The sequence below is a fragment of the Blastococcus sp. HT6-30 genome (assembly GCF_039729015.1).
Taxonomy (GTDB): domain Bacteria; phylum Actinomycetota; class Actinomycetes; order Mycobacteriales; family Geodermatophilaceae; genus Blastococcus.
Genome location: NZ_CP155792.1, coordinates 1,380,834 through 1,394,190 on the forward strand (window position 1 = coordinate 1,380,834; position 13,357 = coordinate 1,394,190).

General features: G+C 74.0%; 13 protein-coding genes. 10 read left to right on the forward strand and 3 right to left on the reverse strand.

The features are described 5' to 3' along the window. Position 1 precedes the first annotated feature (1 nt). The 3 genes from ABC795_RS06685 (at position 2) to ABC795_RS06695 (ending at position 1,202) form a co-directional block, all read left to right on the forward strand. Entirely contained in the window at positions 2 to 232 is a 231-nt protein-coding gene (locus ABC795_RS06685; RefSeq protein WP_347060154.1) for a hypothetical protein, read from the forward strand. A gap of 1 nt (position 233) precedes the next feature. Next, positions 234 to 617 (forward strand): thioesterase family protein, encoded by a 384-nt coding sequence (locus ABC795_RS06690; protein ID WP_347060156.1) that lies wholly within the window; start codon positions 234 to 236, stop codon positions 615 to 617. A 156-nt stretch (positions 618 to 773) separates the two neighbouring features. After that, positions 774 to 1,202, forward strand: coding sequence for a ChaB family protein (locus ABC795_RS06695; protein WP_347060157.1), 429 nt, complete (start codon positions 774 to 776; stop codon positions 1,200 to 1,202). Between the two features lie 61 nt (positions 1,203 to 1,263). Here ABC795_RS06695 and ABC795_RS06700 read toward each other — a convergent pair whose 3' ends face one another. Beyond that, positions 1,264 to 2,574 carry a M24 family metallopeptidase gene (locus ABC795_RS06700; RefSeq protein WP_347060159.1) on the reverse strand — a complete coding sequence of 437 codons (1,311 nt, stop codon included), beginning with the start codon at positions 2,572 to 2,574 and terminating at the stop codon, positions 1,264 to 1,266. Positions 2,575 to 2,741: 167 nt separating this feature from the next. On the opposite strand from ABC795_RS06700, the gene ABC795_RS06705 reads away from it, so the two are divergent. The 4 genes from ABC795_RS06705 to ABC795_RS06720 all read left to right on the forward strand — a co-directional run bounded on the left by ABC795_RS06705 (position 2,742) and on the right by ABC795_RS06720 (position 5,040). Further along, positions 2,742 to 3,215, forward strand: a complete 474-nt coding sequence (locus ABC795_RS06705; RefSeq protein WP_347060161.1) for a cupin domain-containing protein — start codon at positions 2,742 to 2,744, stop codon at positions 3,213 to 3,215. A gap of 58 nt (positions 3,216 to 3,273) precedes the next feature. Then, positions 3,274 to 3,456, forward strand: coding sequence for a hypothetical protein (locus tag ABC795_RS06710; protein ID WP_347060162.1), 183 nt, complete (start codon positions 3,274 to 3,276; stop codon positions 3,454 to 3,456). 70 nt (positions 3,457 to 3,526) lie between these two features. Continuing rightward, positions 3,527 to 4,222: an NADPH-dependent F420 reductase gene (gene npdG / locus ABC795_RS06715; protein WP_347060163.1), complete on the forward strand. Its 696-nt coding sequence runs from the start codon at positions 3,527 to 3,529 to the stop codon at positions 4,220 to 4,222. A gap of 62 nt (positions 4,223 to 4,284) precedes the next feature. Next, positions 4,285 to 5,040, forward strand: a complete 756-nt coding sequence (locus ABC795_RS06720; RefSeq protein ID WP_347060164.1) for a helical backbone metal receptor — start codon at positions 4,285 to 4,287, stop codon at positions 5,038 to 5,040. Between the two features lie 112 nt (positions 5,041 to 5,152). On the opposite strand, the gene panB is transcribed toward ABC795_RS06720, so the two are convergent. Together panB and ABC795_RS06730 are read right to left on the reverse strand one after the other, a co-directional pair. Further along, positions 5,153 to 5,983: a 3-methyl-2-oxobutanoate hydroxymethyltransferase gene (gene panB, locus ABC795_RS06725; protein WP_347060165.1), complete on the reverse strand. Its 831-nt coding sequence runs from the start codon at positions 5,981 to 5,983 to the stop codon at positions 5,153 to 5,155. Next, on the reverse strand, positions 5,980 to 7,815 hold the full coding sequence (locus ABC795_RS06730; protein WP_347060166.1) for an NAD+ synthase: 1,836 nt from the start codon (positions 7,813 to 7,815) through the stop codon (positions 5,980 to 5,982). Before ABC795_RS06730 ends, panB begins: the two co-directional genes overlap by 4 nt. A gap of 172 nt (positions 7,816 to 7,987) precedes the next feature. Between ABC795_RS06730 and glnA the strand changes: the two genes are divergently transcribed. The 3 genes from glnA (at position 7,988) to ABC795_RS06745 (ending at position 13,282) form a co-directional block, all read left to right on the forward strand. Further along, positions 7,988 to 9,328 carry a type I glutamate--ammonia ligase gene (gene glnA / locus ABC795_RS06735; RefSeq protein ID WP_347060167.1) on the forward strand — a complete coding sequence of 447 codons (1,341 nt, stop codon included), beginning with the start codon at positions 7,988 to 7,990 and terminating at the stop codon, positions 9,326 to 9,328. A 118-nt stretch (positions 9,329 to 9,446) separates the two neighbouring features. Continuing rightward, positions 9,447 to 10,187 (forward strand): type 1 glutamine amidotransferase, encoded by a 741-nt coding sequence (locus ABC795_RS06740; protein ID WP_347060168.1) that lies wholly within the window; start codon positions 9,447 to 9,449, stop codon positions 10,185 to 10,187. Continuing rightward, positions 10,184 to 13,282, forward strand: coding sequence for a bifunctional [glutamine synthetase] adenylyltransferase/[glutamine synthetase]-adenylyl-L-tyrosine phosphorylase (locus tag ABC795_RS06745; RefSeq protein WP_347060169.1), 3,099 nt, complete (start codon positions 10,184 to 10,186; stop codon positions 13,280 to 13,282). The genes ABC795_RS06740 and ABC795_RS06745 overlap by 4 nt, the downstream gene beginning before the upstream one ends. The last annotated feature ends 75 nt before the right edge of the window (positions 13,283 to 13,357 follow it).

Sequence of the window (13,357 nt, forward strand, 5' to 3'; positions counted from 1 at the left end):
CATGACGACGCAGAAGAAGCCCAGCCCCGAGGCGCTGGACAACGTCACCGAGGACAACGTCGAGACGCGGTCCCAGCTGCTCCCGGAGGAGGCCGCGCTGCAGGGCAGCGGCATGGAGGAGGTCGCCGCCGAGGTGATACTGGCCGAGTCGGAGGAGCGGACCGTCCATCCCGATCCCGACGACGCCCAAGGTGCGCACCGCCAGTCCGCCGAGACCGCCGACCTGCCCTGACGTGCGGCACGAGCACCCGGTCCGGCTCCGCTGGTCGGACCCCGACATGCTGGGCCACGTCAACCACGCGCGGGCACTGAGCCTCCTGGAGGACGCACGGCTCGCACTGGGGGACGACCACGCCGGGGGAGGGCTGATCCTCGCCCGTCTTGAGGTGGACTACCTGCGCCAGCTCTACTACCGGGTCGGCGAGGAGCTCTGCGTGCACAGCTGGGTGACCCGGCTGGGCACGAAGTCCTTCACGATGCGGCAGGAGCTGGCGCAGGACGGGGAGGTGGCCATCCGCGCCGACGTCGTCCTGGTGGTCTTCGACTTCGCGGCGAACGCCAGCCGGCCGATGACCGAGGCCGAGCGGGCGCACTGGACGCGCTACCTGGAGGGCTGACCGGCCCGTCGGTGGTTGCGCGTGCGCGGTGCCCGCGCACGCGCACCACCGGGTGCCGGCGCGTCGCGGTGCTGGTCGGGGCGCCGGTCGAGCCCGCGGATGTGATCATCTCCGCCGATCGGGGTAGGGCAGCCCGAGTCGAGGAGAGGAGCGATCATGCCGAAGACGGCGAAGAACGGCTCCGCCAAGCAGTCGGAGCTGCCCAGCACGCTGCAGCGGTCGCCGAAGAAGGCGCAGCGCACCTTCACCAAGGCCTACGACTCCGCGGTGGAGGAGTACGACGACGAGGAGCGCGCCAACCGGACGGCGTGGGCCGCGGTGAAGCACAGCTTCGAGAAGGTCGGCGACCGTTGGGCTCGAAAAGAAAAGGGCAAGAAGGGCCCGTCCGACGCCCAAGCCGCAGGCGGGCGCGGTACCGGCAAGGAGACCAAGGGCGGCGTCGACGCCAACGCCTCGAAGTCCCATCTCTACGACGTGGCCAAGAAGCTCGACATCTCGGGCCGCTCGAAGATGGGGAAGAAGGACCTCGTCGCCGCCATCCAGAAGGCGAATGACAAGAAGACCGCCGCGGCGCGCAAGAAGTAGCCGGCGTCCACCGCGGACCGTCCCGGGCCGGGCACCCACGGGGTGCCCGGCCCGGTGCCGTTCAGCTACTTAACAGCAGGATGAACCCGGTCTGCCGACCGTCGAGGTACTCGACACCGGCGCCGGTCAGCGCGACGCCCTCCTCCAACCCGAGCCGCACGCACTGCCCGTCCCACTCGGGGACCGGCCGGCGGACGGCGAGCTCCAGCGCGTACGCCGTGTCGGAATGCACCGGGTAGTCGCCGGCGCCGGGCACGCCGTGCTGCTGGTCCCACTGCCCGATCGCCGGGCCGGCACCGTGCCCGTGGAAGCCGATCGGGTGCGAGTACACGTCGCCGTCGATCCCCTCGGCGGCGGCCGCGGCCCGGGCCGTGGCCAGCACCTCGTTGCCCGTCCGGCCGGGGAGCAGCGCCGCGGCGGTCAGCTCCTGCAGCCGGTTCGCCGCAGCCATCGCGGCCCGCAGCCCCGCCGGAGCCGCCGTCTCGCCGGGGCGCAACACGTACGCGTTGCGCTGGGTGTCGGTCCGCAGACCCAGGGAGCTGAGCCCGACGTCGCAGTGCAGCAGGTCGCCCGGCTCCACCACCGCGTCGTAGGGGACGCCGGGCAGCAGCGTGCTCTGCTCCTCGACCAGCGGTACCCCGGCCCGCTGCAGGAGCACCGAGGGCTGGAACCACGGGTCCACCCCGAGGTCGTGGAAGCGCTGCCGGATCCACCAGGCCACGTCCAGTGCCGTCGTCGTCCCGACCGTGACCACGGCGGAGGAGAACGCCTCGGCGATGACCTGGTGCGCCAGCCGGTTCATCGCGTGCAACGCCGCGATCTCCTCGGGCAGCCGCGTCTCCAGCCAGCCGACCGCCAGCCGCTCGGCCGACACCACCCGGTCGGCGTAGGGGCCCAGCGCCTCGGTCAGCAGCCGGTGCTCGGTGTGCGAGAGCCCGTCGGCCAGCGCGAAGTGCTCGGAGACGTCGACGCCGATGCGCCCGGGATCGGCCTGCTCGACGAACCGGCGCACCTCGGCCCACTGGGCGCGCTCGGCGGGCTCCCCGCCGCCGGCCGCGGCGGTCCAGGCCGGCAGGAACTGGCCGACCGGATAGCGGGAGACCGCAGCGGGCGTCACGCCGTCGTCGCTGCGGTGCAGCAGCAGGATGGTGCGGCGCCGTGCGGACAGCCAGGTGGCCGGCAGCAGCGTCGCGAGGACCGGGTCCTCGTTGTACTCGCGCCCGACCACGATCCACAGGTCGATGCCGGCCCTGTCCATCAGGCCGGGAAGCACGTCGAGCAGCCGCTGGGTGAGCCAGCGGTCGCGCACGTCGGCCTGCTCCCGCAGCGGCAGGGGCACCGTCCGCGTCGGATCAGGCGCGACGACCGTCATGCATCTAGGGAAGCAGAGAACCGCCGGACCCACCGGTCGAGAACGCCGGACCGGTAGGGGCGGTCACGGGTTCAGGGTGCGGTACGGATCGGTCGACGGTCACCGGCTCGTGCGCGGTCAACACCGCAACGCCCCCATCGGGGTGGCCGAGGTGCCAGGCTGAGGGCATGTCGCACCCTGATCCGGCGCTCGTCGACGTCCGGTCCCTCGCCGACCACCCCCTGACCGAGGCCGGGGAGGGACAGGCGCTGCGCATGGTCGCCCCGGGAGCGGTGACCGCCGGCCGCTTCGGCCTCGTCGAGTACCGGCTCGGCCCGCGGACGGCCGGGGCGGCGCCGCACTACCACCGCACCTTCTCCGAGTCCTTCTACGTGCTCTCGGGCCGGCTGACCCTCTACGCCGACGGAGCCTGGCAGAGCTACCGGCCGGGCGACTTCGCCATCGCCCACGAGCAGGGGGTGCACGGCTTCCGCAACGACGGCGACGAGCCGGCCTCGATGCTCATCCTGTTCACGCCCGGGGTGGCCCGGGAGACCTTCTTCGCCGAGATGGCCGAGATCGGGCGCCGCGAGCAGCCACCCACGAAGGAGGAGATGGCCGCGGTCTACGCCCGGCACGACCAGGTGATGGTCGAGGTCTGAGCGGGGTCGGGCCCCGGGTGGAAAGCTGGACGCCGACGACGAGCGAAGGAGGCTGCGCATGCCCCTGGGACCCTGGTTCTACTGCCTCAAGCACAACCGGGTCGAGGACCGCGACGGGTGCGCCGAGCGCCACCGGCTCGGCCCGTACGACACCCGGCAGGAGGCCGAGCACGCGCTGGCGGCCGTCGCCGAGCGGAACGAGAAGCTCGACGCGGAGGACCGCGAGTGGGAGGACCGCTGACCCCCGCCCCGGGGGACAGGCATGATCGGTCCCGGAGGCCGGGCTGTCCGGCGCCGCGAGAGGGGTGGACGTGACGGACGGTCGCGCGGTCGAGGAACTGGTCGTCGGGGTGCTGGGGGGCACCGGGCCCCAGGGGCGCGGGCTCGCGGTCCGGCTGGCGGCCCAGGGGCAGCGGGTGCTGCTCGGCTCGCGGGACGGCGAGCGCGCCGCGGAGGTGGCGGCCCAGGTCGCCGAGCGTGCGGCGACGGTCGCCACCGGGGTCGAGGTGTCGGTCACCGGCGGTTCGAACGTCGACGTCGCCGGCGCGGCGGATCTGGTCATCGTCGCCGTCCCGTTCGTCGGGCACGCCGCGACCCTGGCCGAGCTGGCCACCCCGCTGGCGGGGAAGATCGTCGTCGACTGCGTCGTCCCCATGGGCTTCGACGAGCTCGGCGCCTACGTGCTCGACGTCGAGGAGGGCAGCGTCGCCCAGCAGGCCGCCGCGCTGCTGCCTGACTCGCACGTGGTCGGGGCCTTCCACCACCTGTCGGCCACGCTGCTCGAGGATCTCTCGAAGCCGACGATCGACGGCGACGTGATGGTGGTCGGCGACGACCGGGCGTCGATGGACACGGTGCAGGCGCTCGCCGGCCGGCTGCCCGGCATGCGCGGCATCTACGCCGGCCGGCTGCGCAACGCTCGCCAGGTCGAGGCGCTCACCATCAACCTGGTGTCGGTGAACCGGCGGTACAAGGTGCACGCCGGCGTCCGCATCACCGACGTCTGAAGGAGGACCTCGTCCTCCCCGGCCGTCGCACGGTCGGCGTGGGGCCCGGGACGGGGCCGGGGGTGCCGGTGCTGCGTGACGACTCGGGGACGGCGTTCGACGGCCCGCCGCCCCGGCGGGTCGTCTCGCTGGTCCCGTCGCTGACCGAGGCGATCGCGGTCACCGACCCGTCGCTGCTGGCCGGTGCCACCGACTGGTGCACCCACCCCGTCAGCCTCGGCGTGCCGCGCGTCGGCGGCACCAAGTGGCCCGACGTCGACCGGGTCCTGGCGCTGCGTCCGGACCTGGTGGTCGCCAACGCCGAGGAGAACCGGGAGGAGGACGTCGCGGCGCTGCGGAAAGCGGGCATCCCGGTCTGGATCACCGCGCCGGCCACCGTCGATCAGGCGCTGGACACCCTCGGCCGGGTGCTCGCGGTGCTCGACCGGCCCGATCCGGAGTGGCTGGTCCGCGCTCGGGAGGTCTGGGCCGACCCGCCCCGCCTGCCCGGCGTCAGCGCCGTCGTCCCGATCTGGCGCCGGCCCTGGATGGTGCTCGGGCGGGACACCTTCGCCGGTGACGTGCTGTCCCGGCTCGGCGTCCGCAACGTCTTCGCCGGCTCCGCGGACCGGTACCCGCGGCTCGGCCGCGACGAGCCGGGCACCGTCCCCGCCGAGTTGGTGGTGTTCCCCGACGAGCCCTACGCGTTCACCCCGGACGACGGTCCCGAGGCGTGGCCGCAGGCCCGCCCGGCGTTCGTCAGCGGGCGGCACCTCACCTGGTACGGCCCGTCGCTCGTCGAGGCGCCGGCCGTGCTGCTCGGTCAACTAGCCGACTGACGTCTCACCACGCGACCAATGCCCCGCTCTGGGGGCCTTCCTCGCGGTCAGGCAGTCCTGCACGACCCGCAGAGCACGGGGGCAACTCCCGGAGCGGTCGCCCGGCGGGCCGTCAGTCGAAGGAGTGCTCGGGCCCGGGGAAGACCCCGCCGCGGACGTCGTCGGCGTACTCCTTCGCCGCCCGCAGCAGCTCGCCGCGCAGGTCGGCGTACTTCTTCACGAACTTCGGCACGCGGCCGCCGTTGAGCCCGGCCATGTCCGGCCACACCAGCACCTGGGCGTCGCAGTCGACCCCCGCGCCGATGCCGATGGTCGGGATGGAGAGCTCCTCGGTCACCTGGCCGGCGAGGGCGGCCGGCACCATCTCCATGACGACGGCGAAGGCGCCGGCCTCCTGCACCGCGTGCGCGTCGGTCAGCAGCTGGTCGGCGCCGGCACCGCGGCCCTGCACCCGGAACCCGCCGAGGGCGTGCTCGCTCTGCGGCGTGAACCCGATGTGCGCCATGACCGGGATGCCGGCCTCCTGGAGCATCCGGATCTGGGGGACCACCCGCGCGCCGCCCTCGAGCTTGACCGCCTGCGCACCGCCCTCCTGCATCATCCGGACGGCGGTGTCGAAGGCCTGCTGAGGGCCCGACTCGTAGCTGCCGAAGGGCAGGTCGGCCACGATCAGCGCCCGCTTGGTCGACCGGGTGACGGCCTTGGTCAGCACGAGGAGGTCCTCGACGGTGACCGCCACCGTGCTGCTGTGACCGAGCACGACGTTGCCGGCGGAGTCGCCCACCAGCATCACCGGGATGCCGGCCTCCTCGAAGATGGCCGCGCTGTAGGTGTCGTAGGCGGTGAGCATCGCCCACTTCTCGCCCCGCTGCTTCGCCTGCTGCAGGTGGTGGATGCGCACCCGCGCGGTGGACTGGCCGCCGTAGAGCACCGATTCGGTCATGCCTGGGCTCCTTCTCGCACGGTGGGGAGGGTTTCGCGCCAGCGGTTGGTGATGGGCAGGCGACGGTCGCGACCGAACGCCTTGAGACTGATCTTCGTACCCGGTGCCGACTGGCGGCGCTTGAACTCGGCCCCGTCCACCAGCCGGAGGACACGGGCGACCACCTCGGCGTCGTGCCCGCGCTCGAGCAGCTCGGCCATGCCGAGGTCGCGGTCGACGTAGTCGGCGATCACCGCGTCGAGTTCCTCGTAGGACGGCAACGAGTCGCTGTCCACCTGCCCGGGAGCGAGCTCCGCCGACGGCGGCTTGTCGATGGAGTTCTGCGGGATCGGCTCGGTCTCGCCACGCCCCCGGGCGTAGGCGTTGCGCCAGCGGGCGAGCTCCCACACCAGGGTCTTCGGCACGTCCTTGATGGGGGCGAACCCGCCGGCCGCGTCGCCGTAGAGCGTCGAGTAGCCGACGGCCACCTCGCTCTTGTTGGACGTGGCGAGCAGCAGGTGCCCGTGCTGGTTGGACAGGCCCATGAGCAGCGTGCCGCGCACCCGGGCCTGCAGGTTCTCGGCGGCGACGCCGGAGAGCTCCACCGAGGCCTCGTAGGCGTCGACCATCGGTGCGATCGGGACGACGGAGTAGTGCATGCCCAGCCGCGACGCGGCGTCCTCGGCGTCGGCCAGCGAGTGCTCGCTGGACCACTTCGACGGCAGCCCGACGCCGTGCACCCGGTCGGCGCCGAGCGCGTCGACGGCGATCGCGGCGACCAGCGCGGAGTCGATGCCGCCGGACATGCCGAGCACCACCGAGGGCATGCCGTTCTTGTCGATGAAGTCCTTGAGCCCGAGCACCAGGGCCCGCCAGACCTCCTCGCAGTCGGAGAGCGGGTCGACGATCGTCGCCGGGCGCCGCTCGAACGCGGGCACCGGCTCGTGCGACAGCACGTGCCGGGTCACGGTCATCGGGCCGATCCGGCCCTCGCGCCGTTCGGGCACCGAGGACGGGTCCAGGTCGAGGTCGACCGTGGCGAGGTGCTCGACGAACTGGGGCGAGCGGGCGAGCAGCGTGCCGTCGGCGGCGACGGCCATCGAGTCGCCGTCGAAGACCAGCTCGTCCTGGCCGCCCACCTGGTTGCAGTAGACGATCGTCGCCCCGGCCTCGGCCGCGCGGCGGCGGACCAGGGGCAGCCGCAGGTCGTCCTTGGCCCGCTCGTAGGGGGAGGCGTTGGGGGAGACGACGAGGTCGACCCCCGCCTGGCCGGCGACCCCGCAGGGCCCGCCCTCGACCCAGAGGTCCTCGCACACGGTCAGCGCGACGTCGACCCCGTGCAGGCGGACGACCGGCAGCTCGGTGCCGGGCACGAAGTACCGGGCCTCGTCGAAGACCCCGTAGTTGGGCAGGTGCCGCTTGTAGTAGCGGACGACGACGCGCCCGCCGTGCAGCAGCGCGGCGGCGTTGCGCGGCGCGCCTCGGCGCGGGTTCGCGTCCGCCGGCCGGTGGTCGTCGGTCGGGGGCTCGTCGACCGGCGCGGGGCCGCTGCCCTCGGTGTGCGCCAGGTACCCGACGACGACGGCGACCTCCCCGAGACCCTCGTCGGCCAGCCGGACGGCGAGGTCGACCAGCGCCTGCTCGCTGGCGCGGGCGAAGGACTCCCGCAGCACGAGGTCCTCCGGCGGGTACCCGGTCAGCGTCATCTCGGGGAAGACCACCAGGTGCGCCCCGGCCCCCGCCGCGTCGGCCGACCGGCGTACCACCAGGTCGGCGTTGCCCTGCAGGTCACCGACCCGGGTGTCGACCTGGGCCATGGCCACCCGCAACTGCACCGGCTGCTGATCACTCACGCCGTCAGTCTGGTCGCATCCTCCGGCCGGCGGCCAGGTGGGGCCGCCGCCCGGCCCGGTCGGCGACGACACGGACGGCGCCGGGGCGGACAACCGTGTGCGAACCGCCCGGACGGGGCAGGCTTGTGCCGACGTCACACTCCCGAAACGAGCGGACTGGATCATGGCCGGCATGGACCGACAGCAGGAGTTCGTCCTGCGGACCCTGGAAGAGCGAGACATCCGCTTCGTGCGGCTGTGGTTCACCGATGTCTCCGGCTACCTGAAGGCCGTCGCGGTGGCCCCGGCCGAGATCGAGGCGGCGTTCGCGGAAGGCATCGGCTTCGACGGCTCGGCGATCGAGGGCTTCGCCCGCGTCTACGAGTCCGACATGCTGGCCAAGCCGGACCCCGGCACCTTCCAGGTCATGCCGGCGCGCGAGGGGCGGGCCAGCGTCACCGCCCGGATGTTCTGCGACATCACGCTGCCCGACGGCTCGCCGTCCTGGGCCGATCCGCGCCACGTGCTGCGCCGGACGCTGGCCAAGGCCGCCGACATGGGGTTCACCTTCTACACCCACCCCGAGATCGAGTTCTTCCTGCTCAAGGACCTGCCCACTGACGGCAGTGCCCCCGAGCCCGCCGACACCGGCGGCTACTTCGACCTCTCCACGCACAACGTGGCGCACGACTTCCGGCGGGAGGCGGTCTTCGCCCTGGAGGCGATGGGGATCTCCGTGGAGTTCAGCCACCACGAGGTGGCGCCCGGGCAGCAGGAGATCGACCTGCGCTACGCCGACGCCCTGTCGATGGCGGACAACATCATGACGCTGCGGCACGTCGTCCGTGAGGTCGCGCTGGCCCAGGGCGTGCACGCCACCTTCATGCCCAAGCCCTTCACCGAGCTGGCCGGCTCGGCGATGCACACGCACCTGTCGCTGTTCGAGGGCGACCGCAACGCCTTCCACGACCCGGCCGACCCGATGCGGCTGTCGACGACCGGCAAGCAGTTCATCGCCGGGCTGCTCACCCACGCCCGCGAGGTCACCGCCGTCACCAACCAGACGGTGAACTCCTACCGGCGGCTGCTGGCCGGCACCGAGGCGCCGACGGCAGCGACGTGGGGCCGGGCCAACCGCTCGGCGCTGGTGCGGCTGCCGAGCTACAAGCCGAGCAAGGCGCAGTCGGCGCGGGTCGAGGTCCGCTCGCCGGACTCCGCGTGCAACCCGTACCTCACCTTCGCCGTCCTGCTGGCCGCCGGCCTGCGCGGCATCGAGAAGGGGTACGAGCTCCCGCCGGAGGCCGAGGACGACGTCTGGTCGCTCACCGACACCGAGCGCCGCGCCGCCGGGTACGAGGACCTCCCGGTCAGCCTCGGCGAGGCGCTGACCGCGATGCAGGGCAGCGAGCTGGTCGCCGAGACCCTCGGCGAGCACGTCTTCCAGTTCTTCCTGCGCAACAAGTGGGAGGAGTTCAACTCCTACCGGCAGAACGTGACGCCGTTCGAGCTGCAGCGCTACCTGCCCGGCCTCTGATGCCGCGTTCTGGGGGTCTTGCTCGTCCTCTGGAGGTGCTGCAGTGCCCGCAGAGCGCGAACAGCACTCCCAGAGCAGGGCCGAGAGGGCTCGGGTCGCGGCCACTAACCTCGTCGTCGTGACTTCCAGCGGCCGCCTGCTCGTCGTCGTCCCGAGCGAGACCGACCCGCCCGCGCGGCTGGGGGAGTGGCTGCGCGCGGCCGGCCTGGAGCTCGACGAGCGGCACCTGGGGCTCGGCGATCAGCTGCCGGAGACCCTCGAGGGGGCCGACGGGTTGCTCGTGCTGGGCGGCCCGCAGTCGTCGATGGACGACGAGGCGACCAGCCCCGAGCTCGTCGGGGTGCGGCAGCTCCTCCGGCAGGCGGTCGACGCCGACCTGCCCACCCTCGCCATCTGCCTGGGCGCCCAGCTGCTCGCGCAGGTGGGGGGCGGCCGCACGCGCGTGGGGGTGGACGGGCCCGAGGTCGGCGCCACGCTCGTGGCCAAGCGCGACGTCGCCGACGCCGACCCCGTGTTCGGCCCGCTGCCGCTCTCGCCCGACGTCGTGCAGTGGCACCACGACGAGATCTCCGAGCTGCCGCGCGACGCCACCCTGCTGGCGGGCAACCCGCACTACCCGCACCAGGCATTCCGGGTCGGCAGCTGCGTCTACGGGCTGCAGTTCCACATCGAGACGACGCCGGAGATGGTCCGCGGCTGGGCCGGGAGCGACCCGGTCGGCGTGGCGGCCTCCCCGCTGGACCTCGAGACGCTGTGCCTGCGCGCGGAGGCCGCCCACGACGACGTCGCCGACGCCTGGCAGCCGTTCGCGGCGCGCTTCGCTGACCTGGTGCGCTCCCGCACCGACGCGCGCGCATGACCGTGCCCCGGGTGGAGATCCCGCGCCGGGCGATCGTGCGCCTGGTCCGGTTCGGCTTCGAGGACGGCGAACGCGCGGCGCGCCTGCTGTCGGACCCGGCGCTCGGCCTGTGGGACCTGGAGCGCAACGAACCGGCCGATCCGGAGGCCGGCCCGGTCGTCGCCGCGCTGGCCCGCGCCGGTGACCCCGACCTCGCCGTCCGCTCGCTGCACCGGCTGATCGAGGCGCTGGACGACGCCGACGACAGCGGCCAGGCCGCCGCCACCCTGCTGGCCCGGCTGCGCGGCTCGGGTCACCTGCGGGGGCGGCTGCTGGCGGTGCTGGGTGCGAGCTCCGGGCTGGCCGACCACCTGGCGGCCCACCCGCTGGACTGGGATGTGCTCGACGACGAGCAGAACGGGCCGCACCGGCCCACGCCGCACGCGCTCGAGCAGCAGATGCTCCAGGCCGTCGGCGCCGACCCCGACGACCCGCCGTGGGGCGTGCGCCTGGGCGCGGCCGCGCCGGACTCCGCGCCGGAGCGGGTGCGGGCACTGCGGCTGGCCTACCGGCGGGCGATCCTCTCCCTCGCCGGGCGGGACCTCGCCGACGGCGTCCCGGCCGAGGAGGCCGCCGCCGAGCTGGCCGACATCGCCGCCGCCGTCCTCACCGCGGGACTGGCGCTCGCCGTCGCCGAGCAGCCGGAGGACACGACCGCCTGCCGCCTGTCGGTGATCGCTCTCGGCAAGACCGGGGGGCGGGAGCTGAACTACGTCAGCGACGTCGACGTCGTCTTCGTGGCCGAGCCGGTCGAGCCGGGCGAGCCGGAGGCACCGGCGCTCGCCGCCGCGACCCGGGTGGCCGCCGCGCTCATGCGGATCTGCCGGGAGGCGGCCTGGGAGGTCGACGCCGCGCTGCGCCCGGAGGGCAAGGCCGGGGCCCTGGTGCGCACCGTCGCCGGGCACGCCGCCTACTACGACCAGTGGGCCGACACCTGGGAGTTCCAGGCGCTGCTCAAGATGCGCCCGGTGGCCGGCGACCCCGACCTCGGCCGCGCCTACGTGGAGGCGCTGTGGCCGTTGGTCTGGAAGGCCGGCGACCGCCCCGGGTTCGTCGGCGAGGTGCAGGCCATGCGCCGCCGGGTGGAGGCGAACATCCCCCCGGCCCAGGCCGAGCGGGAGCTCAAGCTGGGCCGCGGCGGGCTGCGCGACGTCGAGTTCGCCGTCCAGCTGCTGCAGATGGTGCACGGCCGGGTGGACCAGAACCTGCGGGTCGGCGGCACCCTGCCGGCGCTCCTGGCGCTGTCCTCGGGCGGCTACGTCGGCCGCGACGACGCCGCCACGCTGATCGCCTCCTATCGCTTCCTGCGCACCGTCGAGCACCGGCTCCAGCTGCTGCGGCTGCGCCGCACCCACCTGCTGCCCACCGACGAGCAGCAGTTGCGCTGGCTGGCCCGCTCGCTGGGCTACAAGCCCGACCACCGGGGTGACGCCGTCGAGGTGCTGCGGGCCGAGCTCGCGCTGCACACCCGCGAGGTGCGCCGGCTGCACGAGAAGCTCTTCTACCGGCCGCTGCTGTCGGCCGTGGCCAAGGTGCCCGCGGAGGCGACGCAGCTGGGCAGCAAGGCCGCCGGTGACTGGCTGCGGGCGCTGGGCTTCGCCGACCCGGAGGGGGCGCTGCGCCACCTCGCGGCCCTCACCGGCGGGGTCTCCCGGTCGGCGTCGATGCAGAAGTACCTGCTGCCGGTGCTGCTGCAGACCTTCGCGTCCTGCCCGAACCCCGATGCGGGGCTGCTCGCCTACCGGCAGGTCAGCGAGGCCCTCGGCGGCAACCAGTGGTACCTGCGGCTGCTGCGCGACGAGGGCCAGGTGGCCGAGCGGCTCGCCCAGCTCCTGGGCTCCAGCCAGTACGTGGCCTCCCTGCTGACCCGCACCCCCGAGGCGCTGCGGTTGCTCGCCGACGACGCCGAGCTGGAGCCGCGCACCGCGGCCACGCTGGCCAAGGCCTGGCGGCAGGCTGCCGGCCGGGCCCCGGATCCGCAGGCGGGCATCCGGGTGATCCGGGCGCTGCGCCGGCAGGAGCTGCTGCGGATCGCCGCGGCCGACCTGCTGGGGCGGATCGACGTGCACGGGGTCGGCCGGGCCCTCACCGACGTCGCGGTGGCCACCCTGCAGGCCGGTCTCGACGCGGCGCTGCGGGCGCACGCGGGCGAGGCGGGCGTCGACGTCGCCGACCTGCCCATGGATCTCGCCGTCATCGGCATGGGCCGCCTGGGCGGGGGGGAGATGGGTTTCGGCTCGGACGCCGACGTGCTCTTCGTGCACCGAGCGCGCCCGGGCGCCGACGAGACCAAGGCGTCGGCCGCGGCCAACGCCGCGGCGCACACGCTCCGGCGGCTGCTCGGCGAGCCGGCTCCCGACCCGGCCTTCGAGGTCGACGCCGACCTGCGGCCCGAGGGCCGGCAGGGGGCGTTGGTGCGCAGCCTCTCGGCGTTCCGCGAGTACTACGAGCGCTGGGTGTCGGTGTGGGAGGTGCAGGCACTGCTGCGCGCGGTGCCCGTGGCCGGGAACGAGGAGCTGGGCGCGGCCTTCGTCGCGCTCGTCGACCCGATCCGCTACCCGGCCGACGGGCTCAGCGCCGAGCAGGTCGCCGAGATCCGCCGGATCAAGGCGCGGGTGGAGCGCGAGCGGCTGCCCCGGGGCGCCGATCCGGCCACGCACACCAAGCTCGGCCGCGGTGGGCTCGCCGACGTCGAGTGGACGGTGCAGCTGCTGCAGCTCGAGCACGCCGCCGGACTGCCGGCGCTGCAGCAGGCGTCGACCACCGGTGCCCTGCGGGCTCTCGAGGAGGCCGGCCGGCTCGACGCCGACCAGGCCGAGGCCCTGCGGCTGGCGTGGGAGCTGGCGACGCGGGCGCGGAACGCCATCTTCCTGGTGCGCGGCCGGCCCAGCGACCAGCTGCCCCGGCCGGGGCTGGAGCTCGGCGGCGTCGCCCGCGCCTGCGGTTACGGGCCGGACGACGACCCCGGCCAGTTCCTCGACGACTACCGGCGCATCACCCGGCACGCACGCACGGTCGTGGAGCAGGTGTTCTACGGGCAGCCGCCCCGGAGCTGAGCGGTGGCCGCCGACGCGGATGACGATCCGGTGGCGTTCCGCCGTGCGCGGTTGGGCGCGGCCGGGAACGGCAAG